Source organism: Pseudodesulfovibrio piezophilus C1TLV30, assembly GCF_000341895.1.
GTDB lineage: Bacteria > Desulfobacterota > Desulfovibrionia > Desulfovibrionales > Desulfovibrionaceae > Pseudodesulfovibrio > Pseudodesulfovibrio piezophilus.
Genome location: NC_020409.1, coordinates 1,343,480 through 1,367,815, shown reverse-complemented (window position 1 = coordinate 1,367,815; position 24,336 = coordinate 1,343,480). Strand labels below are relative to the sequence as shown.

Below are 24,336 nucleotides of genomic sequence, written 5' to 3'. Positions count from 1 at the left end.
AGTGGTTTTTAAGGTTTTATATATCCCTGTACGGCTGATTTTGCAGGATTTTCAAAACGGGCCATGGCTGTCAGCATTGGTCTGAAATCGTGGCGAGCATAGAAATTTTCCTTGCCGGGAACAGACCAGAGAACGCAATTAGGTGTGTTCAGGCGTGTGAGGATTGCTTCAAGCATTCGGGATCCCAGTCCCTGGCGTTGATACTCCGGTAGCATACACAGATCATAGATGACTGAGTGAAGGATGCCGTCGGAGAGGGCGTGGCCAATTGCCACGAGAATTTCCCCGTCCCAGGCAAAACAGACGAGAGAGCTTCGGGTAAAGGCTTGTTCCAGAGTCTTGGGATGGCGAGTGCCCAGTGGAGCTTTTTCGAAAATGGCAGCAGCTTCATCCCAATCCACGCCTGTCGCATCAAAGCGGAGTTGTATACTCATGCCTGTATCCACCAGGATCGCATGCGGACGACTTCTCTCCCATCAGAAAGCCGTGTCAGGCTATGCAGGAACGTCGCGTGCGGGCCGTCGGGGTCGGCGGGGGCACATGCCGAGACATATTCATCTCCGGCATGGGATTCTGACCTGAATTGAATGTCGATGCCAAGGCACCGATTCTTTTCTTCCCATGAACGAGGAATCGCCTCCAGGCAGAACTCCACATAGTGGACATTGTTGACATGATTATTGATATCCATGTCAGAGCGTCGGGCAACAAGCCTGATATCGTGCTCTCCGCCCTTGAGACGTTTGATGGCCTTGGTGGGAAAAATTGTTGCACGGTCCCGCTTGGGAATGAATCGACGATTGAGGACCGTTTCCGGGTTGTCCGGTTTATGTGTGGTCGTATTGACAGTCACCCAGGAGGTCGTGGCTTTCCCTATGAGTCCTTTTTCATCGTGAAGCAGGAAATCACGCAGGGCCACAAGGCGTTCGTTGCCCGAAGGCCATGTTTCGATCCGGCAGCTCTCGCCGAATCGAGGAAGTCGCTCCATAGTGACGTGCAAGCGGGCTAGCATCCAGAAGTGGCCACATTTCTCAAGGTCATGGTAGCCGAAACCAAGAGTGTCGGCATGGCGGGAAGCTATATCCTGAAGATAGTTGCAAACTGAAGGAATGGCAATACGGCCATCCATACGCGGTTCATAGGACTGAACGGGATAGAGGTGCTCGAAAGCAAGGTCAATGTTGGTTGTCATAACAATTTTGTGTAGCTGAGAAGGGAAGGGGTGTAAAGAAACCAAGTCTCCCTTGAGTGTTGAGACTGTGTGACAGAGCGAGTTTCTTCCCCAAGCCTAGTTCATGGAAGCCTGCAAAAGGATCTTTCTCATCTCACCTGTTTGACGCATGTCTTGCAGGACCATTCTGATAACCGGGGCAAAATCAAGATGTCGTTTATTGAGATAGTGATATATGGCATGGCCCTGTGGTTGCAATTGAACCGACTCAAGGTTCCGGGTCTGTGGTATGTCGTGCCACTCCTCTTGTCTCTCGCGGGAGGCAAGAATGACATCTAGACGTCCCATTTCCAGCAGAGTGTACAGCTTTTCCCATGAATCAACCGATATGGGGTGCATCCCTTTGGTCAGTTCTTCTGAAAGGCGCATGCCTTCCAATATGCCGATTCGATATCTGGTGAGGTCGGCAAGTCCGTTTATGGTCACTGCTCCATGGGTGAAATAGGCCATGGTTTCGATGCTCTTGATAGGGACGTCAATGCGAATCAGATTCGTGAATTCTTTTTCCAGTCCTGCGACACGTCCAACTTCCCCATCGGCAAAGCCGTCATTGGCATCCTCAAGGGAACGCCGTGGCGGGAGTTCCTTGATATCCAATTCAATACCAAGTTTTGCATAGGCCACGCGGAGGACAGCGCTTTCTTCTCCAGTATGAATGGCTTCGGACGTCGTCAGTACCATTTTTCTGCCTGCGAGGGCCGAAAAAGCGAAGTTTGGAGTGGCAAGAAGCAGGCATGTGATAATAATTATATTTCTCGTCACAGGGAAAACCTACTCTTTCGCCCTGCCCGAGTCCACTTTTAATGCCGAGTGTCGCGTCTGGGCTTAACCAAGGAAATTCTTGACACCTGTCAGGACAATTTGACCGGCCATGGCGGAAAGGACCAGCCCTGTGATTTTCGTCATGACTGAAAGCCCCATGGGACCGATGATGCGTTTGACCGCAGAAGCCGAGTAGAGCATGACACCCACAGTCAGACACGCGGCGAGAAGAGCGGACGCTCCTGCGGTTTTTTGGGCTGCGGTAATATGGGTTGCGCCCAGAATGAGAAGCGTTCCGATGGTGGCAGGTCCCACGGTGATGGGAATGGCCAGAGGAACCACGGCGACATCTGCATCGTCATCAGGCTTCAGGCTTTGTCGTTTTCCTGAAATGAGCGAAACGGCGGAAAGGAAAAGCAGGCTCCCTGCACCCACCCGGAAGCCGTCGAGCGTGATTCCCAATGTGGAAAAGATGGGGTTTCCTGCGAAATAGAGAATGAGCGCGATAATCAAAACTGCTGTCGATGTTCTGATGGCGAGTTTTCTCTGTTCCGTCACACCCATGCCTTCAGTCAACGAAAGGAAAACCGTCAAGACGAAAAAGGGAGTCAGCAGAAAGAAAAGTTTGATATAGAGAGAGACAAATAATGTCATCATAGCACACCCATGAATATCGGAAAAAGTTTGGAAGGAGGACCCGAGTCTATTTCAACAGTTTTTCTGCAAGGGCATCGCCCTGCTCTCCGCCACCGGCCATTCGCGAGAGTTCCAGTTTGATACGATCTCCCTCAAGTCGATTACAGCGGGTATATGTGGCTCCGTTTTCGACCTCTTTCCGGATAAGAAAGTGTCGGTCGGCCTTGCCCGCAAGTTGAGGCCAGTGTGTGATGAGCAACATTTGTTGCCGATCAGCCAGGTTGCGAAGTTTCGCCCCCACTGAATTAAGCGTCATACCGCCGATCCCCGCGTCCACTTCATCAAAAATAAGTGATGGCAGGGCGTCGTGCTCCTGGTTGTCATCGCCACGCATGGTGACCAGCGCGAGCAGAAAACGGGACAATTCGCCGCCTGAAGCGATTTTGTCAAGTGGTTGTGCTGGTTGTCCCGGATTGGGAACCCACATCAGACGGCCACGCATGTCTTCACATCCTGGGTAGAGTTCCCGACAGTCAAACTCGAAGTGGACTTTGACATGCTCGGAAAAACCGAGGTCTGTCAGTTCTTCCACTATGCGTATGGAAAGTATTTTTCCCGCCTTCTGGCGAGCTCTGTTGAGTTTGGTCAGGGTTTCCCTGAGAGCCTTGGCCGCTTCGTCTTCCTCATGCCTCAACGCCTTGAGATCAAGAGAACAGGCATCAAGAAAAGAGAGGTTTTTATCGATTTCCTCTTTGAGGCCCACTATTTCATCAAGGCCGCGTCGGAGTTTCCGTTTGAGTTTTGCCAACTCAAAGAGGCGTTGTTCTATATCGTCAAGGCTCATATGCTCGTCTTCGTCGTCCAGAGCCGCTGGTCCCTTGCGCAGTCTCGAATCCAGGTCGTGGAGCATCATTCTCATTTCTTCAATGGCTTCACGGTCATCTTCAAAACCGGGGAAAAGTCGTGCAATGATTTCCATCTCTCGAGTCAGGAGCGTCATGGAATCCAGCAGGGCGACTTCCCCGTGCAGGATGTCCAATGCATTCTGTAGGCATTCTCCAGCCCTTTCCCGATCCTTGAGAATTTTTTTGCGCTCTTCCAAATCGTCTTCTTCACCGGGCAGAGGGTCGACCTTCTCAATTTCCTTTTTTTGGTATTCGAGAAAATCACGTTGCTTCTCTACTTCCTCAAATCGGGCCATGAGTGCTTTTTTGCGTTCCAGAACATCATTCAGGACGGCAAAGTTTTCGGTTCGTGTCTGCAACAACGTTGCATCGGGCAGAAAGGAATCGAGCACCTCTGCCTGAAAGCTTGGCGAGAGAAGTTTTTGCTGACCATGTTGGCTGGTGTGAATGATGAGCCTGGGAGCCAAGTCCCTGATCGTCGGTTGGGACGATAAAGTGTCGTTGATAAAAACCCGACTGCGGCCTGTTTGAGCCGAGAGTTCCCTGCGAATAACGGTTTCTCCCTCGGGCAGGATGAAAAGGGCTTCGACCGATGCTTTTTCTGCACCGGGCCGAACCAGTTTTGCTTCCATACGCTCGCCCATGAGAAAATCAACGGCGCGCATGATGAATGATTTACCTGCGCCGGTTTCGCCGGTTAGGGTGTTGAGGCCCGGTGAGAATTCGAGTTCGACGTCCTCTATGAGGGCGAGATTTCGAATGCGGAGGAGTTCGAGCATGTATTACCAGCCTGATGAAAAAGTTGGATGACTCCTCTTCAAGGAAGCCCGGAGAATGCCATTGAATTCAACGCAACAAAACTCCTTATACACCATGGCGGCGCAGGGGAAAAGAGGAAGGAGCAGGGCATTTCACTCTCGCCGTGGAGCGGGAACGAGGTGTGTTTTTTCTTTGTTCGCTGGATATCTTGAACTCATGTGTTTTTGAATTTCGAAACCATTTTGAGCATGGTATACACCGGGACTGGACCTCCCTGTACGTCTTGTGACTGGAATGTAGAAGCGCGCCGGAAGCGAAGTTTTTTGTAAAATTCCAAGGCATCACGATTGGCTTCATAGCAGTAGAGAGTAATGGTCGGATAGCCTTTTGTGCGATATTCTCCTTCAATCCATTCCACCAAAGCTCGTCCTGCCCCTTTTCGGGTGTATTTCGGGTCTACCCACAACTGGGTGATGGTATTGTCCAGATACATGACAAATCCGACAACTCGACCCATGATTTCAGTGACGCCTGCCCGCCCCAGTCCGACTCGGACGGATTTTTGCGCTTGGTTCGTGTCGAACCAGGCGCGGACGTATTGCTCAGGCATGAAATGGGCATAGCTGTTTTCAAAGGCATCGCGCATGATTTGTTCCATGGCGAAGACATCATCTTCTGTGGCGGATCGGGTGTATGGAGTGCTCATTGTTTCAATCTCGGGTCCAGCAAGTCTCGCAGTGACTCGCCAAGAAGGTTGTATCCAAGGACGGTGAACAGGATGGCCAGGCCGGGGAAAACCGACAACCACCATGCAATGCCGAGGACCTCTTTGCCTTCCATCAGCATATTGCCCCAAGATGCGTTCGGGGGCTGGACACCGAGTCCAAGGAAGGAAAGAGATGATTCTGTCAGGATAGCCCCTGCCACGCCCAGGGTCGCGGAGACTAGGATGGGCGCTATGGCGTTGGGCAGAATATGGCGTACGATGATACGGGTCGGTCCGGCTCCGGCTGCTCGAGCAGCCATGATATAGTCTCGTTCGCGAATGGTCAGGGTTTCAGCACGGACAAGTCGCGCGACTCCCATCCATCCCGTCAGTCCGATCACTATCATGATATTCGTCAAGCTTGGTTCCAGAAAAGCGATCACGGCCAGGATCAGGAAAAAGGATGGGAAGCAGAGCATGACATCCACTCCGCGCATGATGATCTCGTCAACGAGTTTGCCAAAATATCCGGCGACCAAGCCGAGGGTCAGTCCTATGGCAGTGGCTATGCCCACGGCAACAAACCCAACCCAGAGGGAGACACGGCCACCGTACAGAATGCGTGAAAAAACATCTCTGCCCAAAGCATCGGTGCCCATGGGGTGGATTGCAGATGGGGGCAGGAGTAGGGCGTCAACATTGATAAACGAGGGGTCAAATGGGGCAATCCATGGAGCAAGAATCGCTCCCAGTGACATAAGCCCGACGATGATGACTCCCACGCCAAGCAACGCATGGCGAGCCCACGGAGCCGGGCGTTTGAGAGGTTTGCGTTTCATCGTTGTCTCCCCTGCCCAAGACGAATACGAGGATCAGCAAGGCCGTATCCGACATCGGCCAGCAGGTTCCCCAGAAGGGTCAGCACCGCGCCAAGAACAAGACTGCCCATAATGAGCGGATAATCGCGTGACATGACAGCCTGGAAGAAAAGTTGTCCCAACCCCGGCAGGGCGAAGATGGATTCAATGATGACAGACCCGCCGATGAGTGACGGAACAGAGAGACCAAGGATAGTAATGACCGGCATCAGTGCGTTGCGAAGGGCGTGTTTGAAGAGGACAACATGACTTGGCAGCCCTTTGGCCCTGGCTGTCATGATATAGTCTTGTCGGAGTACCTCAAGCATGGAAGATCGCATGAAGCGACTCATGCCAGCCCAGGACCCGGACGTATAAATGAAAATGGGCATGATCAGGTGTTTGGTGACATCCCAAATCTGTGCCGGGCTGGACATGTTCTCATGACCAAGTGATGTCAGGCCGGAAATTGGTAGAATGTGCCAGTTGATACCAAGCCACAGCATAAGCAGGAGAGCCAGCCAGAAACCGGGCATGGCAAACCCGATGAAAACGACGACCGTGGATATTTTGTCAAAGGCTCCTCCTTTCCACCACGCTGCGGCGACGCCTATGGGAACAGCAATGAGTAAGGTCAGTATCAATGAGGCGACATTCATGCCAAATGTCAGGGGCAGGCGTTCCTTGATTTTATCCCACACGGGGCGATGATCGCCGGACATGGATTGTCCGAAGTCGAACTGTAGCAATCTTTCCAGCCAATTGGCGTATTGGATGTGCAGGGGCTTATCGAGTCCGTAGAGCTTTTCAAGCTGCATTCTCGCCTCAACTCCAGCATCGGGATTGAGCGTTGTCTGCAAATCTGTGGGCGACCCCGGAGCAAGATGAATCACCCAAAAGCTAATGACGGTGATGCCGAAAAACACCACGCCAACCCATAGCAGCTTGAGCAGGATTCGTTTGATTACATGTGCCATTGATTCTCCATACGTGTCCAACCGTCCGTATTTCCTACTTCAAGAAGGGAGACGAAGCAATGAAGAGCCGCACAAAAAAATCTGATCAGTTTTTCTTTTTCAGTTGACATCTCATCCAGCCTTAGCTAAATACCGCTCCACCCAACATCGTGGGGCTGTAGCTCAGTTGGGAGAGCGCTTGAATGGCATTCAAGAGGTCGTGGGTTCGATTCCCTCCAGCTCCACCACAAGAAAGTTAAGGACTTCGGATAATTATCCGAGGTCCTTTTTCTTTGGTTTGAGGCCGGAAAACGGTTTCGTGTCCCATATATGTCCCAAATGGGATTTTTATGTATTTTGGCAGTGTGCGGCCAGCTTGTCTTGCACTGGATTGTGGATCAGGTTTTCAAGGTTGGTGTAGCGTTCAGTCATGCGCGGATCATTGTGGCCGATCATGGCTGCCGCATGTTTGGTCGATCCTCCAGCTAGTACGATATTTGTACAATACGTGTGGCGGTGGTCGTGGAAGTTGAGCTTCTTTTTGAAGCTGCATGCGTCACGGATGGTTCGCCAAGCCCTGTTGAAGTTGGTGAGTCGTGTGCCGTTGAGGCGTCCAGCGACATAGTCAGCTTCAACTTTGATACTGCGCTTCTCCCTCATTTTTTCAAGATGATCTTTTCGTTTCAGGAGCGCCTCTCGCGTCCTTGGCATGATGGTGTGGAGTCGTTCCTGTTTGTTTTTGGTTCGGTAAAAGCGGATTAAGCCTAGGTCGCCGAACTCAAGGTCAATGTCGGCCCATGTCAGGTCAAGAACTTCTTGACGGCTGCATCCGTGTTCCAAGCCAAGAAGAATGGCTAGCACCATGTAGTGTCTGGTCTTCTGTTTCGCAGCTTGTGCCAACAGAATCTCAACTTCCTTGGGGGTTAGGAAGTTTTTTCGTTCATGCTGTTTTTCGTTCAGCTTTTTGATCGAAGCGGCAGGGTCGCTTGTGATGGCTTTTTCTTTCAGTGCTTGTTTCATCACTTGCTGGATGACAAACAGGTATCTGTTTGCCGAAGCTGGTGAGTTGCGATGCGCTTCTTTAGCTCGGAATTGGAGAAGAAGTTCTTCTGTGATCGTCCCGATTATCTTTTTCCCAAACACTTTTCGGATTCGTTTGAGGCGTCCTATATAGTCGGATGTAGTGGCTGGACTGAGACTCCCTTCCTGCCCGCGTCTTTTCCACTCCTTTTCTTTGATGTGGCAGAAGTGGGTAACGGTTTTGCTTCGCAGGGATCGATTTGTTCTTGGGACCTCTATTGCTTCACCGCCATCTATTGCGACTTCAAGTTTGGCTTTTGCAGCTTTTGCATCGCCTTTTTTCTTGAACGTACCGTAATACTCTTTCTTTTGTGTTTCCGGGTTGTAGAAGTCAACGCGGTATACATCTTTGGTCTTTTTTCTAGGGCATTTCGCAATCGTTACTGTAGCCATAAGCTAGTACTCCTGCGAGCTTTCGCCCGTTTCAATTCCGATTTGGCTGTCAATGAACGTGAGCAAATCCTGCTCTCGGATGAGCTTGCGTGATCTTACTCTGACACAAGGTAATTCGCCAGTGGAAATCATGCGTGAAATTGTTGTGCGGTTAACGCGCAGGATGTCTGCGGCTTCTTGGATGGTAAGTAATTTGATGCGGTGCTGCATAAGGCAGCCTCCATGAGAGAAGGTTGCCGAACAAGCGCCAGAAGAACTGGTTAGGGAATGGGCCCTCAGATAGAGGGCGGGATTCTGGGCCGGATGACACTTCGGGGCGCGGTTCGGTTGCGCACTCCCTGTTCATCTCAACAGCCGAGGCCTGAGGCCGCCCGCAGGGTGTGCGGTCACTCACCCCGCTGACTTCGATACTAGGCGTCCCGCTAAACGACAGAAGCTCACTCGTGTTCAATGGTACGCCATATTGCATTGATCATGAGCCGCTGTGTCTTCCTATATCGCTTTTTTCAGGAAGAATCGCTATTTTAGCATCGTTAAAAAAAATCGCAACAATTTTTAATAATTGATTAAAAGGGGCAAGAAAAGGGACAAAAAAGTGCCCGCTTGCAGGTCGAGTTATACAATGTAACGCCAAGGGGGCAAAAAAGTGCCCCTTTTGTTTTTTGTTTTTCTTTTAGAGATATTTGTAAAATTCTGCAAAAAAGTTGCTTTTTTGCACTATGAGCTAAGCCAATTGGCGCTATTTTGATGAACTTGAAATAGATTTCATCGAATATGGGAGGTTTTGGATTGGCTGGTTGGATGGAAGTGCGACAGAGAGCGTTATTGAGGACTACCCAAAAGCGTTACTGTATGACTACCTGAGTCATACAGTAACGTGGGGAGTAGCCGGAGAAGGTTGATTAGTCCCACTTCTACAGTTGTTGCCAATCGGAGCTGTTATTCTGTCGCTCGGAAGAAATTGCTTGCCTGACATTCCAAAGCATCGGCCAGGCTTTTTATGTTGAGTGCGCTGATGTTGCGTTCGCCTCGTTCAACAGAGCCAACGTAGGTACGGTGAAGTCCGGTCAGTTCGGCCAGCTTTTCCTGTGACAAGCCTTGCTCCACTCTCCTGTCCTTGATGGCTAATCCAAGTCGCTTCAAGAACCGCTTTTCATCCTTTGTGTAATTCCCTGCCATGCGAATAAACCTCCAATTATTCGCATGAGAAATTGACTCCTATAAGTCTACAGACTATAAGTAGCTCTCGAGTTCACAAAATACATGAATGGAGTTTGATATGAGCCAGCATGGGTTTACTTATGAGGCGACGACTGAAGATTCGTCATGTCCGTTCTGCGGGCAGTTTATTCCTAAAGGGGCGTCTACCTGCGGAAGTTGTCAGGCTACTCATGGGAGTCAGATAACGATGGGAGGCTTCACGACCATGATTTTTTTGTTTCTCGTGGCCGTGATTTTTTTGTTTCTCGTGGCCGTGTATTCACTCAGCATGTTGGCAGTGTTTGAATCCACTATTGTCGGAGTGATTGCTGGGGCGGCAATCGCTTTGGGATCCTTTTATCTGTTTTCGCTGTTTGTTGCGAAATTCAAGACAACCAAGGGGTGGTTTCGTTAATCTGGGGTAGGGTGATGGGGCTATTCTATTTTAACTTGCCAATCTGATAAACAAGGCTCTCGGAAACGCCATATTCTTTGGCTAATGCAAAGGCCTTTTCCCCGTGAGTGAATCTGTTGCGGATTTCTTTCCGCTGTTCATCGTTGATTTTGGTGGGGCGTCCAAGCCGGACGCCTTTTTTCTTTGCTTCAAGGAGGCCTTCGTTACGGCGTTCCTGCGCAAGCGTCCGTTCGAAGTCGTACATTGATTGCATCCACCGAAAGTTGGTTTCAAAGTCCGGTCTAGACGGATCGAGACCGAGGTCCTCATCCACAAAAAACACACCTGCTTCTTTGTCGGTGATCTGCTGTACAAGGTCTACCAGCTCGCGTGTGTTTCGTCCGAGGTGAGCCATGGATTCGACAAACAGGACATCATTGGCCTCCAGAAAGTCGAGGCATGCCTCGAGCTCAGGGCGCAGTTCGGCAGTTTTGCAGCCTGCTTTGTCCACAAACAGTATCTCAGTGATGAGGCCACCAATGCGTTTGGTCTTATTCGTAGGGGCAAGTCGCGAGTAACTGATCTTTCGGCCAGGTTTGTCAATGTATGAGTGAAAGTCGGATGGGTCTTGTGTGTTGTCCATATGCGCCTCATCGAAGCATGTAGCAGTACTGCTTAAAGAGGGCAATGGTGTGTTATTCGGAAAAGTGCCGCACTCCTATCCTGCACGCACAAAGTGCGCAAAGGCTGAGAGAAGTGAGGTGACCGACTGGATGACCACATGCGGCGCACGTCGAGAAGGTTTTCTTTCGGGCCTGCTCCGTAATCCATTTGAGGGACCGGGGAAGTTTTGGAGGGTGCATGGGGTCTCCTTCGTCAGGCGTAGAAAAGCCAAGGCGTAATATGCCGCTGCTGTACTTCGAAGCCGGAGCGATACGCATGGAAGCGATTTTTGCCTCCGGGTGGTAACGCTTTATTTGGCTGAACATATCGATCACTATTTCAGCCCATCCGTTTGGGATTGGATCGGAGATTCGTCGTGTGAGCAAATCATCGCCATACGCTTTGATGTATTTGCCAAGCAGCTTGTTCGGTCCACCGTATATCATTTTGTCAGCCTTCATGATATTTACCCTCCAAGAGTTCCCTCAGAAAATCGGCAACGTCCTCTCGCTCGGCATCGTCTCCGACATCCAGATAAGCCCCTGCATTCCCGATAGCAGCTACCCCATAGACGGTGATCCCTTTGCCAAATCTATCATTGAGTGATTGGAGGGCATACATCACATCCCCGTGACGCTCTGGTCTGTATTCCAGCTTCAGGGTGCTGGGGGAGCACAGCACGTTTTTGAAGGTTGTCACAAGTTCAGCATAATCCTTACGCCCATCCATGGTCGTCGTAATCGTTTCGAAAAAGAGGATTTCATCCAGCTCCTGCATTAACGAACCAAGAGAGGGGGTATCGCTTTCCACTCGGGCTACTTCCCCGCAGGAGTTGAGCCGGTCCTGAATCCTTTTAAATATTTTTGTAAAGTGGAGTGTGTCGACCACCTGTTTCCGGCTGTCTAAATCAAAACGTGCCACAAGTGCTTCGCTAGGGCCGAGTTGGGCCAGCGTCTTTTCCAGGCCGCAAAAATGTCTAAAGAATTTATCGGCAGCAGGGTCATCGTTTTGGAGGACGATTTTGGTTGAACAGTTCGCGACCAGGGCGTTGACCTGATCATGTTGTAGGCTGTTCCCGTAAAGGCTGGACAGTGCTTGGGTAGCCACAATGTTGATGCAGCCGAATTCGCGCGCTTTGGAAAACCAAGAGAGATCGTCGAACGTATTATCTGGCGAAACGTTGATGGTGTCTTGGAATTCATCTGCCATAAAGAAACACTGCTCTGGCTGGTCGCAATCATCCAGGGTGCGGTATACGTCCGCGTAAAATTTTTCCTTGATGAACCGGGCGAGCAGCTTGGCCGCGTGACCCTGCGTGTGCTTGAAACGCAGTATGATAATTTTGTTTTCTTTTAAGAGTTTTCTGTAATCCAGATCTGTCGAGCAGTTTATCCCGGAGAGATTATTACAAAGAGACTCGTCCGAAGTAATAGATCCAAGCACCATGCGTGGCCCATAAAGCTGAAAACCAAGCTGTTCATTGTATTTTAGTGATGTCCGATAAATTTTGTCTGAGAGGATATGGAAAGGCGAAGTTCGGACGCGGTTAGTAAATGCTCGTTGTTTGATATCGCCGTTGTCGTAGACACGATCCAGATACATATTGAAGATATTACGGACGAACCTGAAATCATTTACGCAGCGGTCCATTAAAACGAAGCTCGGGGCAAACCGTACATCAACTTGTGATACGAATCGTAAGAGGAGTGCGATGTCGGCAAGTAGGCGTACTCCAGAGTGAAGCCACTCGATGTTTTTGCTATGTTCCTGTCCGCTGAGGAGAAGCGACTCTATCATCTGCTGCATCTCATCAACGTCGAGGCCAGCCATGAGATTGACAGGTGTGGCGGCCGGATGCGTGCCGATCTCGACGATGTCATCTTCACGCCCTGCGTTTTTTGCGAGCTTGCGAATCTGACCTGTAAAGTTGTTTTTGATGTCGATGATGAATCCCGGCAGGCCAGCGTCAATCAGCGCGGATGCCATGGGCAGCATAAAGGACGCCGTCTTGCCGCGCCCAACACCGCCGATGACCAGAACGCCATGCGTGCCTTCATTGAAGGAAAGTGTTCCGCCTTCGTCGAATTGGTAGAGAGAGGGGTGCATGGGGACATGCTTGGCTTCCTTTGAAATGCCGCCTCGGAAGACTTGGATGTTTTGCAGGTCCTTTTCTCGGAATGCTTGAGTTGTTTTCATGGTGCCTCCATTTGTGATTACCCACCTTTTATAAAAAACTCTTAAGGTTTTTTGCAAAAGATGTCAACACACGAAGCCTTAACGTGTCTGATCGTAAAAACCGGTGCTGTATTATGTGAGAAAAAGTACAGTAATGGAGTGGCTTGGCTTTGTTGCGAGGCTTTGAAGGTGTGGCTGGTTGGCGGAAGTCAGGGCCTTCACCGGTAAGAACCCGGAGCTTTTTTCAATCGTTTGGTCGTCAAAAACTAGGTTTTGGGATGGGAGATGGGATTGATTGCCTGCGCATAGTCGCGTGCCCATGCGATATATTCGTCTAAACCAAGAGTGTCTGGAGTCTTTGTCTGAAGTTCGTCCAAAAATAAGGAGAGGTTTCGGGCGGTCTTCCACTGCTTCATGTGGTCGAGGACCATTTCCCCTTAGTATTTCTCAATCTCTCGTTGCCCTTGGGCTAGTCGTTCAAGCTCCTATCCTAGTTTCTACTCAAGCCACCTTAATTTTTCTTAATGGAGAGGACTGCAAGCCGGTTCAGCCATGTGAATATAGATGGGATGCAGTTCTCAATCCATTGTATCTTGCCATTGTTCCACGAGGAGCGTGTGCCATAAGTCCAACTCCAAATGACAATAGAAAGCTTGCCAGTCGGTGAAATTAAATCTTTCATCACTCCAATAGTGCCGCCCTGTTCTTGTGGAGGGGGCTGACTTATGTGGTGACCCTCTTACTAATTCTGCATAATAGTATTCTTTAATTGTTGTATTAATCATTGTGGAATCTTTTTGAGGCGTTGGAAGATTATCTAGTACTCATAACTGACTCGATATGATCGACGAATGTGTGAATAATTAACAAATTCAAATTATCGCATTGTCAATATTTTCGAGTTTTGCTAATGTTTCTTTGTGCTTCAAAAGGTTGTTCCCGGGGTGGGATCTTAACCTGTTGATAATTTGTTTTTTTATTGGCCAAATCCATCGTGAGGTGGAGACGGAAAGCCTACGGGTCTCTTTGTTGAGATGGCCGGGTTGCCGATTGGAGTGTCGTCATACTTCAAATTCTCCTCTCATGTATAGGGATTATGCCCGGTGGATTAACAGTGGTGCTGCAGGCGTTTTGCTGTGGTGCGTTGTGGCAATACACTTATTGAGGGATATAACTGTGAGTGAAGATGCAAGAAGTGTTGTGGAAGAGGGCAATGTTGCCTCAGAGGGTGTTGTTGCTGATGAAACTGCTCAGGCTGCAATTAAGGAAGGAGGGGCGGTTGAAGAAAAGGAATCGCGGCCACGGACGCCGCTGGATGTCATTCCTGAAGTCCTCTGGCTACTGACGCAGTCGCCTCAACACAAGTTCATGTTTCTGACCGAGTTGGAATGGTACTTTTTGCCACCTCTTCGGCATAGGCAATTCCGGGTATTCCATAAGGACAAGGCTCCCATCGCGTTTGTGAGCTGGGCGTATGTCTCGGACGAGGTCGAGGAGCGGCTGAAGAGCGGCGCCACTCGCTTGAAGCCGGAGGACTGGCGCTCGGGCGATAATTTGTGGCTTATTGACCTGTGTGCGCCGTTTGGCGGTGGCGAAGTGATTGTTCGCGAGATTCGGGAAAAGGTGTTCAAGGGTCAGAAGGTCAAGACGTTGCAGCCTGCACCGGATGGAAGCGGTATGGCTGTGGTGGAGTGGTGAGGCAACGGAGTTCCTTATGAAGCGTTTTACTAGAAGTGATACTGCTGAGATACATTATGCATTTTCTACTTATAAAGCAGATCCCATTAGACTACAGAGCATAATTAAGGATGATACAAGATGAACGATCAGATTGTTGGATCAACATTATGCCTTTTGTTAGCCATTGCATATTTTGGAGGGTGGGGCTTTATCTTTAGCCGATACGGGTTTAAATGGTATGATATTTTTGTACCTCATACAGCTTTTTTTAGATTCATTGAGATTGTTGCTAGAACCGGTTGGTGGGTGATCTTTTTTGTTGCAGTACCCCCATTGGGCGTTGCCTTTATAGTTAATTGGTTCTTGGGTGGAGGCTGATATGGTTGGTGGAGGGTGGAGTATAGGTTTTATGGGCGCGAGTTGGAATGGTGGTACTCGCGGTAATCCATATGAATATTCAATTGAGGTAAATGTCTTAGGAGCTACCTTCACTGCTAGAAATAACATGAAGGAAGATACTTGGGATTTTGAAATTGGATATGGGCGTGGTGCGAAAGTCGGCGCTGAAATGAATGGAGATGGTGGGTATTTAGACGTTGGAGCTGGAGGAAAGTATAGCACAGAGGATGATACGGTCGAAATTGGTGCTAAAGCAGGGGTTCAAACGGCAGATGACAGAGACATTGATGTTGTTGGAGGAAAAGTCTCCTTTGACCCAAATGCAAAAACAACAACAACTACAGTTTCGGCTTTAGAGAAGTGGGTCTAAGAAACTGGACCACAGTATAAGGTGGACATATGATAGCCGAAGGAGGCTTTTCGATGTCCAAGAAGAGAAGAAGATTTACTGCTGAATTCAAAGCCCGTGTAGCCCTCGACGCTTTGTCTGGCGAGCACACACTTTCCGAGCTGGCCAGCAAGTATGGAGTTCACACCAACCAGATATCCACGTGGAAACGACAAGCCAAAGAAGGTATTGTCGCGTCATTTTCTGGCAAGGCAGAGAAGAGCCAGCAAATGGACGATGCACATATCAAGGATCTGCACGCTAAGATCGGCCAACTTCTGATCGAGAAGGATTTTTTGCAACAAGCCTTCGCCAAAATCTGAGCTGCGAGCGAAGGCGTGAAGTCGTCGACAAAGAGCATCCACAACTCAGCGTCCGGCGACAATGCAGAATCCTCAAACTGCAACGCTCAACATACTATTATCAGCCGATTGGCGAATCATCGTATAACTTGGAGTTGATGAAACGCATCGACGAGTTGTTCATGGAGCTACCATTTTTCGGCTCACGCCAGATGCGCAACATTCTGCGGGATGAAGGGCATCTGGTTGGCCGTGGTCGTGTGAGACGACTTATGCGCAAGATGGGCTTGATGGCGATTTACCAAAAACCGAGGACGAGTGATCCTCATCCACAGCACAAAATATATCCGTATTTGTTGCGGAACATGAAGATCACAAAGCCAAATCAAGTTTGGTGTACCGACATTACTTACATTCCGATGAAACGAGGCTTCTTGTATCTCGTGGCAATCATGGATTGGCATAGCCGGGCAGTATTGTCGTGGCGTTTGTCGAATACGATGGAGGCCGACTTTTGTGTCGTAGCTTTGGAGGATGCGATCAACCGTTATGGAGAACCTGAGATATTCAACACAGACCAGGGGAGCCAGTTCACCAGCTATGAATTCACAAAGACTCTGCGGGATGCTGGCATCCGCATTTCAATGGATGGCCGAGGACGCTGGATGGATAACGTCATGATCGAACGACTCTGGAAGTCTTTGAAATACGAATGTGTCTACTTGCGGGAACTGGAGACAGGAAGTGAGCTGCGGAGTGCCTTGGCCTGGTGGTTTAACTTCTACAATAATCGGCGTCCTCATAAGACCTTTGACGGACGCAAGCCGATGGAGATATATCAAAGCGGTCCCATCCCAGAGGGGGTACCCCCTCTGGGATGGACCCACAAGGCGGCGTAACACGTAAAACTGTCCACCTTAAATTCGCCGCTCAGTGGTCCGATAAAGTGAACCCACTTCTTTGGAATAGTTGCTACAAAATTTTATTCGGTAGCCGTTTTACCAAACCTCTACTTAAAAATCATGTCAAGCTGCCAAGTTATTCTTTTCTTGTCCTTTTAGTACCCTTTTTCGCCCGTTTTCATCCTGGGGCGAAAACCGGGGTTAGGATGTCTGGTCTTTGAAAAAACTACATCCTGATAGGAGGAACTGAACTATGTTTGATTTTGGAAAATCACTTCTCAATATGGATCCTGACGAGCAGAAGAAGATGCTCGACAATGCAACACCTGGCCAGCGCAAATTGGCTTTGGAAGTGGGCATCGGCATCAAAAATCAAAACCAACGACAGCAACCGAAGCAACAGAAGCGGGACGCTTATCACGATTTGGATCGGCTCAATACTATTGTTGAGAAGGAAAACGAAGCGCATGACTTCTTTGGTAAAGGGCTGGCCGACTGGCAGAAGAATGTCACCGGGAATAAGCCCTCCAAAGATGCCACCAATCTGAAAAAGCAGTTCGACGACTATGAGCATGGCATTCTGTCTGATCTTCCCAAGGGAGGAAAGCGGCACGGGGCATTGTCTGAAACTTTACCCAAGATCAAAAAGGGTTTCTTGCAGCAGGGGCATCAGTTTGCTTTGGACAAGCTCAATGAGCGTTCACGTAGCGTGCTTGACAAGGGCTTGCAGCGATTGGCTAAAGGCGCACTTGGTGCCAGTGGTGATAATGACATACAAGCTCATGATGATGCCGCTTTCGATCTTATCAACAAGTACGTGATGTCCGAGGCCAAGTTCGATGAGAATGACGCAAACGCCATGTACGACAAATATCTGAGTTATGCTGGTGTTGACCTAGAGAAAGCACGAGCGTCTGAGAATGAAGAAGTACCGGGAGCCAAGCCGGGCTTCAAAATGGAAGACGCTGAGATGTATGCTGAGAACGACACTGGCACTGTGAGTGATGCTGGTGGCAAGGAAGAGACAGAGGCGCAGGGCCCCAAAATAGCCGGGAAAGGCAACACTGAGGAAAAATCTGAGAACAAGCAAAGGACGAAGGAGGCTGGTGCTGATCATGATGTGAAGCCAAAAGCATGGTCCACTGAACATTCTGCCTATGTAGCGAAAAAGTATGTAGGGAGTGATGCTTGGGCTAAGTTCAAAAGCAAAGATGACTTTGGATGGGGCAAAACTAAGTGCAACAAATTCGCTTATGATGTTCTCAAAGAAAATGGGACACCTGTTCCCTTGATCCATGAAGGAAATAACCCTCTGTCGAATGATATGTATCCGCCCGTCGCGGCCGATTGGGCCAATAAAGATATGGAATTAGATGGATGGGTTGTTGTTGATGATCCTAAACCTGGTGACGTTGCAGCAAGTTCTGAGCACGTTGGCATCGTTAGCGGTGACGGTAAGACGGTCTCTGCTTCATCGATAAAAAATAAAGTGGTCGAAAACGACTGGGGATTCAGAGAGGGGCAAGCCGGGGAAATAACATACAGACGATATGTCGGAAAAACCGGCAATCAAAGATAGTTGACATAATGCCAGTTAGGTGGTGATTTCAATATACAAGGAGGCGATCATGAAACCTCTATTACTTACTATGAAAATACTACTTTACTGGCTGGTCCTTAGTGTCGGATGCAGTGTTCTCTATCTTTACGCTGGGTATCCGACACAATGGGATAGCATTAAAAAGGGGATGTCTCGTACACAGCTTCATATCAAATTGGGGCAGCCTCGAACCTGCTGTTCATGGGATATCAAAGGGGATTTTTATGTCCATTCCACTCCATGGGGTGAGTGGGAGTTTATGGCCGCTCCATCTGCTGACAATCCGAGCGAGATAGGCACGACACGGATTTGGCTTTTCATCGGCCCAAACAGAGAAGTCAGACGGATTGTAAAAGAGGATGAATCATATGTTCTGGGAATATACATCGACTTTTTTTGAGAATTTCGGGGAGGAATTTCGGGGACACCTTACTAAATTATTCTTTATTCCATAACAAGAGGAGATGGTTTGGCGCGATTGGCCAGGAATTAGGGGGACACCTCCCTAATTATATTTTCAAATTATGGGGACAGTCACCTAATTAAAAGAAGAAAGATAAGTGACTGTCCCCATAATTCTGCGCAGCGGGTGACTGTCCCCATAATTCTGGGGTAGGCATCAAAAATCAAAACCAACGACAGCAACCGAAGCAACAGAAGCGGGACGCGTACCATGATCTGGATCGGCTCAATACAATTGTTGAGAAGGAAAACGAAGCGCATGACTTCTTTGGTAAAGGGCTGGTTGACTGGCAGAAGAATGTCACCGGCAATCAGCCGTCCAAAGATGCTACCAACCTCAAGAAGCAGTTTGATGACTATGAACATTCTGTCCTTTCCACAGTACCCAAGGGTGGTAAACGGCATGAAGCTCTTTCCAAGTCCTTGCCCGACATCAAAAAAGGCTTTTTGCAACAGGGCTATCAGTTTGCACTGGACAAACTCAACGAGCGTTCCCGTACTGTCCTCGACAAGGGCTTGCAGCGTCTTGCCAAAGGTGCGCTCGGTGCCAAAGACGAAAAGGATATCCAGAACCATGATGACGCCGCTTTCGATCTTATCAACAAGTACGTGCTGTCCGAGGCCAAGTTTGATGATAAAGATGCCGAGATGTATGCTGAGAATGACACTGATACAGCGAGTGATGCTGGCGGTGAGGAAAAGGCAGAAGACGCTGACCTTGAAATCCCGGAAGGGAAGGACGAGATGTATGACGGTCATCGGTATCGAGGGAAGGTCAAAGACCTGGAGCAGCAGAAAGAAAGACAGAAACCACAGAGCGAGGCTCCCAATGCACACGCTGATCTTGGCGAACTGTCAGAGAAGTATGAATCAGGCAAAGACGGTTCGCATGCCATTTCTTCTGGGGAAGGAGATTTGGGTGGCAAATCGTATGGCAAGTATCAAATGACAAGTAGACACAAGGGGGAAGTTGGAGGTAGAGTCAAAGAATTCGTGACATCTAAGGATTTTCCTTGGAAGAACGAGTTTGAAGGACTGACTCCGGGGTCTGCTGAGTTCGACAAGAAGTGGCGATAAATGGCAGACAAGCATCCTGAGGAATTTGAACGTCGCCAAGATAAATTCATCTATGACGGTCACTATTTGCCTGTCGCAAATGGCGCAAAAGAATCTGGTCTTGATGCTGACAAGCACTCAAAGACAGTACAGCAAGTGTTATGGTCGACTGGAGTGCAGCATGGCCCCGACACCAATGTGGTGAAGAAGGCTGTTGAAAAACTCAAACAGGAGGAACGATTCGATCCTTCGAGTCAAGAGTTTGAATCGGACTTGATAGAAGCCATCTACGAAGAAAGAAAAACTCGCTTTGGAGGTTCGTCCAAGAAGGTGAGAGAGAACGTTCAGAAAAGACTCGAACGTGAAAAACTTGATGCGCTTAACAAATTGAAGAAGGGTCGAAAAGAATAACGATGATAAATGTTGCATCCAAAATGATACTGGTCTTTGTCTTTATCCTTGCCTCAGTAGGGTCATCATCTGCCGAATCTGTTTCGGGGATTTACCTGAATGTCCACAGTAGTGGGGCGCATTCGTTGGTCTACATAGACGGGAATAATGGGGATGTGACCATCCGCCTTTGGGGTGGTCACTCCGGCAAGCGGGAAGACGTGACCGTTCCCTCTGATTGTAAGCTTCTTGCCAGAGGGACACTCAAAGGAAACAGTGTAATAGCCACCTATGTTTTCGAGGACCGTGTGGATGACCCCTATGTTCATATTGAATTCGGTGATAATGAGTTGGAAGTCATAAATGCTCTTCCCCATTTTGCCGGATGTGGGGTCAACACACGCTTCTTTGGAAAGTATAAGAAGTATACTTGCTCGGAAATCAAAAAGATATTTTCGAGAGACTTAGGCTATGGGGATGATGACCCCCAAGCACTGGAAGACCTCTGCCAGTAATTTCGGATCAAAGGGTGAGGTTACGGCCTCACCCTTTTTCTTTGCTCAATCCAAAACGGTGTACTTTTGATATAAAAAGTATACCATTTCATCAAGAATATCAGTGTCTACGGACAAAGTCCTAGCCATCTTCCTACACGTTGGATATCGTCATGATAATTCCAACGAGGACGAAGGCTGTCTTTGTTCGTCCGTTCTATGAAAACTAGCGAGGTGGTGTATGAAGTCCAAGGACAACTTCGAGAGAAGCGTCTCTGATTCTGAAACCTACAAGCGAGAGATCAAACGAGTGAATGTTGATTTCCCGGTATGGATGGTCAAGGAAATGGACGAGAGGGCCGGACGGCTCGGTATCTCCAGACAGGCATTGGTCAAGGTCTGGATATCCGATTGTCTCCGGTCTGAAAACAAGCTGGCCCTGTAGAGTAGGGCTTTGGGAGGTAGAATAGGTTCCATATCTATACCTCCCAAGAATATACAAAAAATATACCTTATGCCCGTAAATATACCCTCGATGTATATTCCTCTTTATAAAGATTAAGTATTCCAAACAATTACAGATTGTGCATTTGAATGGCATTCAAGAGGTCGTGGGTTCAATTCCCTCCAGCTCCACCAATGAATTTAAAGGCTTAGAAGGTTTTCCTTCTAAGCCTTTTTTCGTGGAATATACAAAAGAATATACAAATGATATCGGGTGGGTGAGGATTATATTTAGGGGGGAGAATTAGGTATGGTGTCCCCCCCCCAATTCTAGAATTATCACTTTGGATTATGCAATTTAAAAAATTATGGTTGTCTTTTTTGAGGATGGCGTCAAGGCCCACGATGACGCGGCCTTCGACCTCATCAACAAATATGTGACGTCCGAGGCCAAGTTTGACGAGAAGGACGCCGACGCCATGTACGACAAGTACCTTAGGTATGCAGGCGTTGAAAAGGCAGAACCTGCGGATGCTCCAACAGTCGCCGATGGCGCTCCAGAGGAGCAGCCGGCGCAGCAACAAAATGAAGCGGCGGCCAGAGAGCCGACAGAAGTTCAAGAAGCGCCTCCTACCAAGTCTTCTGCAGAGCATGCCGGGGAGATGGAAGCTGAAGCCACCAAGCCTGACACCCCAACGAAAGCTGCTCGACTCATCGGTGAGTGGGAAAAGCAAACCGGAAATAGCGTGAAGGATGTTGAGGAGCATTACAGGCAGAAGTCGGGAGCCAAGCCCACATGGATCAAGGACGACCTGGGTAAAACCGAATACTATGAAAAACGCGCCCAGGACTTTGAGGAGCGCAATCCGGGCAAAGAGGCTCCTGACTACTATCGCGAGTATGGCGATAAGTACGTCAAGCGGTTCGACAAGCTTAAACCTGAACTTTCCAAGGAAGGCCAGGAATGGATGGAACGAACCAAAGACCGGTTGCAGTTCAAGATGGAAGCAGGCCTTCTTAGCGGCGAGTGGGACGAATCAAAACCTGAAGAATTGAAAGAGAAGGCTTATGATTCGCACTCTGAAGCATACTTGGAGGCCGGTCTGGCAGATCTTCCCCAGGAGGACATTGAAAAAATCGTCGGGGTCGTTGACAGATTGGATATGACGAATGGGGCAGCGCTCAAGGAATCTCTGCAAGTCCTGAAGGAGACCGGGGTCAGCGAGCAAAGCTGGGGCGCGGTAAAGGCAGGCATCAAAAAAGTCGCAGCACCGAATCCGGAGGCTTACGATGAAACCGAGGAGGCATTGGACACTAATCCGTATGTTCCGAGAAAAAAGAAGTAAGGCAATTCGAGGGGGAGGCCTACCCCTTCCCCTCATTCTTTTCTGAAGAACGATGCTCCAGCTGTTCTATGACTCCCCCCAGCAGCACACCGGCCAACACTACAGCCCAGCCATGCATAACTAGAAAGATCAAAGGGAAAGACGCAATGCTAATGAGGGGGATATAAACCAACTCTGACAGCACAAGCTCTTTGCTGGGACCAATTAAAAGGTCCTCTATCCCAAAGCCTAACGGCCCAAGAATCAAGGCGAGACAACCGCACAGACCACCGAGCACAACGCCACTAAACGCCTTCGCTCCTCGTTTTTCATGCAGCCAAAGCCAGATGGCATAACTCAGCACCAGAGAGCCTAAGATCGCGCTTACGGAGGCTGAGTGAGAGGCATCCTCCAACCACAAATGGATAGCCGTAGCATAAACTGACGCTATGCTGGCAATCCCTAAGGCAAAGAACCATGTGAATTTTCTTGAATTAGTCACAAGCTGATAAATACCCGATTCGATATCGAGTGTCTATCTGTAAGTGAGCATAAGTTGAGGAGGGAGAATGGGGTCAGGTCTTGAATTATAAAGTTTTATCTCTCATAGTTTTTACAATGATACTGACGCTAGAATAGTGAAGAGAAAAAGCCTTGCCTATTGCGGTGTAGGAATAGCCGTAGTCCCGGCTTGCCTTAACAATTGCGCAGTTTCGTTCGAGCTTGCTGGGAAAGCCTTCTTTCGGCACCATCTTATCTAAGAGAGGGCGGCTTGCGAAACGAGCTGAAGCCGGGATCTCGGTTAGCCTTTCACTCCCTTGCGTAAAATTATGGGGACACCTCCCTAATTCAACAATTAAGAAGGTGTCCCCATAATTTCACCGAGAACTGTGCAGATAAGGAAGATTTTTTTAACCTTTCATAGGCATCCTTGTCAGCCGGGAGACAACTGTCTCCCGGCTGGTGGAGAAGCATGGTTGGTTATATCCGCTTCCTGAGCAGACAGAAGATCGTCATTGCCGCAAATACAGCTAACAAAACGATACCAGATACAAATCCAAAACCGAACTCCAGGCCCACCATAGATAAAGCAGCGACTGAATAAAAAAGTATCATGACAGACACGATCCATAAACAAATATGGGAGGCTTTGCGGTTTGTTAAAGATAACCAGCCAGCCAGTACCGAAGCAATTCCAAAAAACAAAGTCAAAGCATGCGTTACTATTTCCGTCTCAGCCACTATTCCAATTAAACTGTAAAGGGATAAACCCACCCCAAATACAACCTATATTATTCCAATCATTGTTTTCATTGTTTTTCCTCGCGCTTACCTGAATTAGGGGGAATTAGGGGGACACCTCCCTAATTCCTATTGTTTAAGAAAATTAAGGGGATACCTTCCTAATTATATTTCCAAATTATGGAGACAGTCACCTAATTAAAAGAAGAAAGATAGGTGGCTGTCCCCATAATTCCAGTCCCCATAATTCCACCGCGTGCTCCTTGAGACCGAGCTGGTGAACCTGAATGAGGAATGCCCTCCTGACTTCTAGAGCTTGTGGTTTGCAGGGAAATAGGGGGACAGTATAACAAATTGGGTATCCTCAAATCCGGATTGGTATCCTCAATGGTACCGCCTAATATTCTATTCGGAGCTCTTCATTATAGCAGCCTCCAGCCTTTGCACTGTAGTTAGGCCGAATGTTGCATTTAATCTTGCCAGCATATTTATTGAGGAAGGCCATGGGGGTATCTACTGTCAATTCCAGTGACACATCATTCCCAGCGCCGGGGGTAGGGAGGTCGAATACCAGTATGGTTATCAATGTAACTCCACGATAAAGCGTGAGGTGTTGCCGTACTGCAGGAAAGGTAAATCCCTTTGCCAGTATTTTTCCTCCGGAAACAAAGCGGTACCTCAGGGCCCCTGGGCCAACGATGTTGTCATGAAATATATTCTTATCAGGGACTGCTACATTCAGCTCATAGCAAGTGTTGAATTTATGCTTGAGCGGGATTGAAATCGTCTCCCCTTTTTTTGTCACGTCAAACGGGACATCGGCAATGCTCTCTAAAAAGCGGTTGTACAAGAAAAAGGATTGAAACCAGTTAGTGTTATAAACAAACACCCCACCGAGAACTATGCAGATAAGGAAGATTTTTAAACCTTTCATG

The 24,336-nt window shown here is 48.7% G+C and carries 27 protein-coding genes, 1 tRNA gene, 1 pseudogene and 1 riboswitch; of the genes and pseudogenes, 12 read left to right on the top strand and 17 right to left on the bottom strand.

Translation table 11 applies throughout. The annotated features are described in order from the left end of the window. Nucleotides 1-8: 8 nt before the first annotated feature. The 8 genes from BN4_RS06490 to BN4_RS06455 form a co-directional block, all read right to left on the bottom strand. Entirely contained in the window at nt 9-434 is a 426-nt protein-coding gene (locus tag BN4_RS06490; RefSeq protein ID WP_015414578.1) for a GNAT family N-acetyltransferase, read from the bottom strand. After that, entirely contained in the window at nt 431-1,192 is a 762-nt protein-coding gene (locus BN4_RS06485; protein WP_041720756.1) for an acyl-[acyl-carrier-protein] thioesterase, read from the bottom strand. Before BN4_RS06485 ends, BN4_RS06490 begins: the two co-directional genes overlap by 4 nt. Nucleotides 1,193-1,288: 96 nt before the next feature. Continuing rightward, a complete protein-coding gene (locus BN4_RS06480; RefSeq protein ID WP_157871285.1) occupies nt 1,289-1,912 on the bottom strand; it encodes a transporter substrate-binding domain-containing protein in 624 nt (207 codons plus the stop codon). Nucleotides 1,913-2,056: 144 nt separating this feature from the next. After that, entirely contained in the window at nt 2,057-2,650 is a 594-nt protein-coding gene (locus tag BN4_RS06475) for a MarC family protein (RefSeq protein ID WP_015414575.1), read from the bottom strand. Nucleotides 2,651-2,696: 46 nt separating this feature from the next. Beyond that, nucleotides 2,697-4,313 carry a DNA repair protein RecN gene (locus BN4_RS06470; protein ID WP_015414574.1) on the bottom strand — a complete coding sequence of 539 codons (1,617 nt, stop codon included), beginning with the start codon at nt 4,311-4,313 and terminating at the stop codon, nt 2,697-2,699. 194 nt (nt 4,314-4,507) lie between these two features. Then, nucleotides 4,508-4,999 (bottom strand): GNAT family N-acetyltransferase, encoded by a 492-nt coding sequence (locus BN4_RS06465; protein WP_015414573.1) that lies wholly within the window; start codon nt 4,997-4,999, stop codon nt 4,508-4,510. After that, nucleotides 4,996-5,838 (bottom strand): ABC transporter permease, encoded by an 843-nt coding sequence (locus BN4_RS06460; RefSeq protein ID WP_015414572.1) that lies wholly within the window; start codon nt 5,836-5,838, stop codon nt 4,996-4,998. Before BN4_RS06460 ends, BN4_RS06465 begins: the two co-directional genes overlap by 4 nt. Then, nucleotides 5,835-6,833, bottom strand: a complete 999-nt coding sequence (locus tag BN4_RS06455; protein WP_015414571.1) for an ABC transporter permease — start codon at nt 6,831-6,833, stop codon at nt 5,835-5,837. Before BN4_RS06455 ends, BN4_RS06460 begins: the two co-directional genes overlap by 4 nt. Nucleotides 6,834-6,984: 151 nt before the next feature. On the opposite strand from BN4_RS06455, the gene BN4_RS06450 reads away from it, so the two are divergent. Beyond that, nucleotides 6,985-7,060, top strand: a tRNA-Ala gene (locus BN4_RS06450). 100 nt (nt 7,061-7,160) lie between these two features. On the opposite strand, the gene BN4_RS06445 is transcribed toward BN4_RS06450, so the two are convergent. The 3 genes from BN4_RS06445 to BN4_RS06435 form a co-directional block, all read right to left on the bottom strand. Continuing rightward, nucleotides 7,161-8,285, bottom strand: coding sequence for a tyrosine-type recombinase/integrase (locus BN4_RS06445; RefSeq protein ID WP_015414570.1), 1,125 nt, complete (start codon nt 8,283-8,285; stop codon nt 7,161-7,163). 3 nt (nt 8,286-8,288) lie between these two features. Continuing rightward, nucleotides 8,289-8,495, bottom strand: a complete 207-nt coding sequence (locus BN4_RS06440) for a helix-turn-helix domain-containing protein (protein WP_041720172.1) — start codon at nt 8,493-8,495, stop codon at nt 8,289-8,291. A 729-nt stretch (nt 8,496-9,224) separates the two neighbouring features. Further along, nucleotides 9,225-9,464: a helix-turn-helix domain-containing protein gene (locus BN4_RS06435; RefSeq protein ID WP_015414568.1), complete on the bottom strand. Its 240-nt coding sequence runs from the start codon at nt 9,462-9,464 to the stop codon at nt 9,225-9,227. Between the two features lie 100 nt (nt 9,465-9,564). On the opposite strand from BN4_RS06435, the gene BN4_RS17675 reads away from it, so the two are divergent. Further along, nucleotides 9,565-9,900: a hypothetical protein gene (locus BN4_RS17675; RefSeq protein WP_015414567.1), complete on the top strand. Its 336-nt coding sequence runs from the start codon at nt 9,565-9,567 to the stop codon at nt 9,898-9,900. A 25-nt stretch (nt 9,901-9,925) separates the two neighbouring features. On the opposite strand, the gene BN4_RS06425 is transcribed toward BN4_RS17675, so the two are convergent. The 3 genes from BN4_RS06425 to BN4_RS06415 are packed head-to-tail and all read right to left on the bottom strand — an operon-like array spanning nt 9,926 to nt 12,738. Then, complete coding sequence (locus BN4_RS06425) at nt 9,926-10,522, bottom strand: recombinase family protein (protein ID WP_015414566.1); 597 nt, start codon at nt 10,520-10,522, stop codon at nt 9,926-9,928. A 52-nt stretch (nt 10,523-10,574) separates the two neighbouring features. Next, a complete protein-coding gene (locus tag BN4_RS06420; protein ID WP_015414565.1) occupies nt 10,575-11,003 on the bottom strand; it encodes a hypothetical protein in 429 nt (142 codons plus the stop codon). Continuing rightward, nucleotides 10,993-12,738, bottom strand: coding sequence for a type IV secretory system conjugative DNA transfer family protein (locus tag BN4_RS06415; RefSeq protein WP_015414564.1), 1,746 nt, complete (start codon nt 12,736-12,738; stop codon nt 10,993-10,995). The genes BN4_RS06420 and BN4_RS06415 overlap by 11 nt, the downstream gene beginning before the upstream one ends. A 951-nt stretch (nt 12,739-13,689) precedes the next feature. After that, a riboswitch (cyclic di-GMP riboswitch) is annotated at nt 13,690-13,768 on the top strand. Between the two features lie 125 nt (nt 13,769-13,893). Here BN4_RS06415 and BN4_RS06410 point away from each other — a divergent pair. From BN4_RS06410 to BN4_RS06380, 6 genes are all read left to right on the top strand, one after another. Then, nucleotides 13,894-14,415: a toxin-activating lysine-acyltransferase gene (locus tag BN4_RS06410; RefSeq protein ID WP_015414562.1), complete on the top strand. Its 522-nt coding sequence runs from the start codon at nt 13,894-13,896 to the stop codon at nt 14,413-14,415. Between the two features lie 120 nt (nt 14,416-14,535). Then, a complete protein-coding gene (locus tag BN4_RS06405; protein ID WP_015414561.1) occupies nt 14,536-14,775 on the top strand; it encodes a hypothetical protein in 240 nt (79 codons plus the stop codon). A gap of 1 nt (nt 14,776) precedes the next feature. Further along, nucleotides 14,777-15,166 (top strand): hypothetical protein, encoded by a 390-nt coding sequence (locus BN4_RS06400; RefSeq protein ID WP_015414560.1) that lies wholly within the window; start codon nt 14,777-14,779, stop codon nt 15,164-15,166. Nucleotides 15,167-15,219: 53 nt separating this feature from the next. Continuing rightward, a protein-coding gene (locus BN4_RS17670; protein ID WP_407635864.1) for an IS3 family transposase occupies nt 15,220-16,385 on the top strand; the annotation gives its coding sequence in 2 pieces (ribosomal slippage) (nt 15,220-15,495 and nt 15,498-16,385; 1,164 coding nt in all). Nucleotides 16,386-16,641: 256 nt separating this feature from the next. Further along, nucleotides 16,642-17,967 carry an NlpC/P60 family protein gene (locus BN4_RS18085; RefSeq protein ID WP_015414559.1) on the top strand — a complete coding sequence of 442 codons (1,326 nt, stop codon included), beginning with the start codon at nt 16,642-16,644 and terminating at the stop codon, nt 17,965-17,967. Between the two features lie 49 nt (nt 17,968-18,016). Further along, on the top strand, nt 18,017-18,388 hold the full coding sequence (locus BN4_RS06380) for a hypothetical protein (protein WP_015414558.1): 372 nt from the start codon (nt 18,017-18,019) through the stop codon (nt 18,386-18,388). Nucleotides 18,389-18,522: 134 nt separating this feature from the next. Here BN4_RS06380 and BN4_RS18080 read toward each other — a convergent pair whose 3' ends face one another. Then, nucleotides 18,523-18,855, bottom strand: a complete 333-nt coding sequence (locus BN4_RS18080) for a hypothetical protein (protein WP_041720168.1) — start codon at nt 18,853-18,855, stop codon at nt 18,523-18,525. Nucleotides 18,856-19,098: 243 nt separating this feature from the next. On the opposite strand from BN4_RS18080, the pseudogene BN4_RS18310 reads away from it, so the two are divergent. From BN4_RS18310 to BN4_RS17960, 4 genes and pseudogenes are all read left to right on the top strand, one after another. Further along, a pseudogene (locus BN4_RS18310) lies at nt 19,099-19,917 on the top strand (VgrG-related protein). 2 nt (nt 19,918-19,919) lie between these two features. Further along, nucleotides 19,920-20,411: a hypothetical protein gene (locus tag BN4_RS06360; protein ID WP_015414555.1), complete on the top strand. Its 492-nt coding sequence runs from the start codon at nt 19,920-19,922 to the stop codon at nt 20,409-20,411. Nucleotides 20,412-20,631: 220 nt separating this feature from the next. Further along, nucleotides 20,632-20,835, top strand: coding sequence for a type II toxin-antitoxin system BrnA family antitoxin (brnA, locus tag BN4_RS06355; RefSeq protein ID WP_015414554.1), 204 nt, complete (start codon nt 20,632-20,634; stop codon nt 20,833-20,835). A gap of 367 nt (nt 20,836-21,202) precedes the next feature. After that, nucleotides 21,203-22,180 carry a hypothetical protein gene (locus BN4_RS17960; protein WP_015414552.1) on the top strand — a complete coding sequence of 326 codons (978 nt, stop codon included), beginning with the start codon at nt 21,203-21,205 and terminating at the stop codon, nt 22,178-22,180. 19 nt (nt 22,181-22,199) lie between these two features. On the opposite strand, the gene BN4_RS06345 is transcribed toward BN4_RS17960, so the two are convergent. Continuing rightward, on the bottom strand, nt 22,200-22,661 hold the full coding sequence (locus tag BN4_RS06345; protein WP_015414551.1) for a hypothetical protein: 462 nt from the start codon (nt 22,659-22,661) through the stop codon (nt 22,200-22,202). Nucleotides 22,662-23,798: 1,137 nt separating this feature from the next. Beyond that, nucleotides 23,799-24,335: a hypothetical protein gene (locus BN4_RS06340; RefSeq protein WP_041720166.1), complete on the bottom strand. Its 537-nt coding sequence runs from the start codon at nt 24,333-24,335 to the stop codon at nt 23,799-23,801. Nucleotide 24,336 lies beyond the last annotated feature (1 nt).

Bases quoted from the DNA above. Each gene is read 5' to 3' on its own strand.
- BN4_RS06490 (WP_015414578.1), bottom strand. From the start codon at position 434: ATGAGTATACAACTCCGCTTTGATGCGACAGGCGTGGATTGGGATGAA.
- BN4_RS06485 (WP_041720756.1), bottom strand. From the start codon at position 1,192: ATGACAACCAACATTGACCTTGCTTTCGAGCACCTCTATCCCGTTCAG.
- BN4_RS06480 (WP_157871285.1), bottom strand. From the start codon at position 1,912: ATGGTACTGACGACGTCCGAAGCCATTCATACTGGAGAAGAAAGCGCT.
- BN4_RS06475 (WP_015414575.1), bottom strand. From the start codon at position 2,650: ATGATGACATTATTTGTCTCTCTCTATATCAAACTTTTCTTTCTGCTG.
- BN4_RS06470 (WP_015414574.1), bottom strand. From the start codon at position 4,313: ATGCTCGAACTCCTCCGCATTCGAAATCTCGCCCTCATAGAGGACGTC.
- BN4_RS06465 (WP_015414573.1), bottom strand. From the start codon at position 4,999: ATGAGCACTCCATACACCCGATCCGCCACAGAAGATGATGTCTTCGCC.
- BN4_RS06460 (WP_015414572.1), bottom strand. From the start codon at position 5,838: ATGAAACGCAAACCTCTCAAACGCCCGGCTCCGTGGGCTCGCCATGCG.
- BN4_RS06455 (WP_015414571.1), bottom strand. From the start codon at position 6,833: ATGGCACATGTAATCAAACGAATCCTGCTCAAGCTGCTATGGGTTGGC.
- BN4_RS06445 (WP_015414570.1), bottom strand. From the start codon at position 8,285: ATGGCTACAGTAACGATTGCGAAATGCCCTAGAAAAAAGACCAAAGAT.
- BN4_RS06440 (WP_041720172.1), bottom strand. From the start codon at position 8,495: ATGCAGCACCGCATCAAATTACTTACCATCCAAGAAGCCGCAGACATC.
- BN4_RS06435 (WP_015414568.1), bottom strand. From the start codon at position 9,464: ATGGCAGGGAATTACACAAAGGATGAAAAGCGGTTCTTGAAGCGACTT.
- BN4_RS17675 (WP_015414567.1), top strand. From the start codon at position 9,565: ATGAGCCAGCATGGGTTTACTTATGAGGCGACGACTGAAGATTCGTCA.
- BN4_RS06425 (WP_015414566.1), bottom strand. From the start codon at position 10,522: ATGGACAACACACAAGACCCATCCGACTTTCACTCATACATTGACAAA.
- BN4_RS06420 (WP_015414565.1), bottom strand. From the start codon at position 11,003: ATGAAGGCTGACAAAATGATATACGGTGGACCGAACAAGCTGCTTGGC.
- BN4_RS06415 (WP_015414564.1), bottom strand. From the start codon at position 12,738: ATGAAAACAACTCAAGCATTCCGAGAAAAGGACCTGCAAAACATCCAA.
- BN4_RS06405 (WP_015414561.1), top strand. From the start codon at position 14,536: ATGAACGATCAGATTGTTGGATCAACATTATGCCTTTTGTTAGCCATT.
- BN4_RS06400 (WP_015414560.1), top strand. From the start codon at position 14,777: ATGGTTGGTGGAGGGTGGAGTATAGGTTTTATGGGCGCGAGTTGGAAT.
- BN4_RS18085 (WP_015414559.1), top strand. From the start codon at position 16,642: ATGTTTGATTTTGGAAAATCACTTCTCAATATGGATCCTGACGAGCAG.
- BN4_RS06380 (WP_015414558.1), top strand. From the start codon at position 18,017: ATGAAACCTCTATTACTTACTATGAAAATACTACTTTACTGGCTGGTC.
- BN4_RS18080 (WP_041720168.1), bottom strand. From the start codon at position 18,855: ATGCCGTTTACCACCCTTGGGTACTGTGGAAAGGACAGAATGTTCATA.
- BN4_RS06360 (WP_015414555.1), top strand. From the start codon at position 19,920: ATGATAAATGTTGCATCCAAAATGATACTGGTCTTTGTCTTTATCCTT.
- brnA (WP_015414554.1), top strand. From the start codon at position 20,632: ATGAAGTCCAAGGACAACTTCGAGAGAAGCGTCTCTGATTCTGAAACC.
- BN4_RS17960 (WP_015414552.1), top strand. From the start codon at position 21,203: ATGGTTGTCTTTTTTGAGGATGGCGTCAAGGCCCACGATGACGCGGCC.
- BN4_RS06340 (WP_041720166.1), bottom strand. From the start codon at position 24,335: ATGAAAGGTTTAAAAATCTTCCTTATCTGCATAGTTCTCGGTGGGGTG.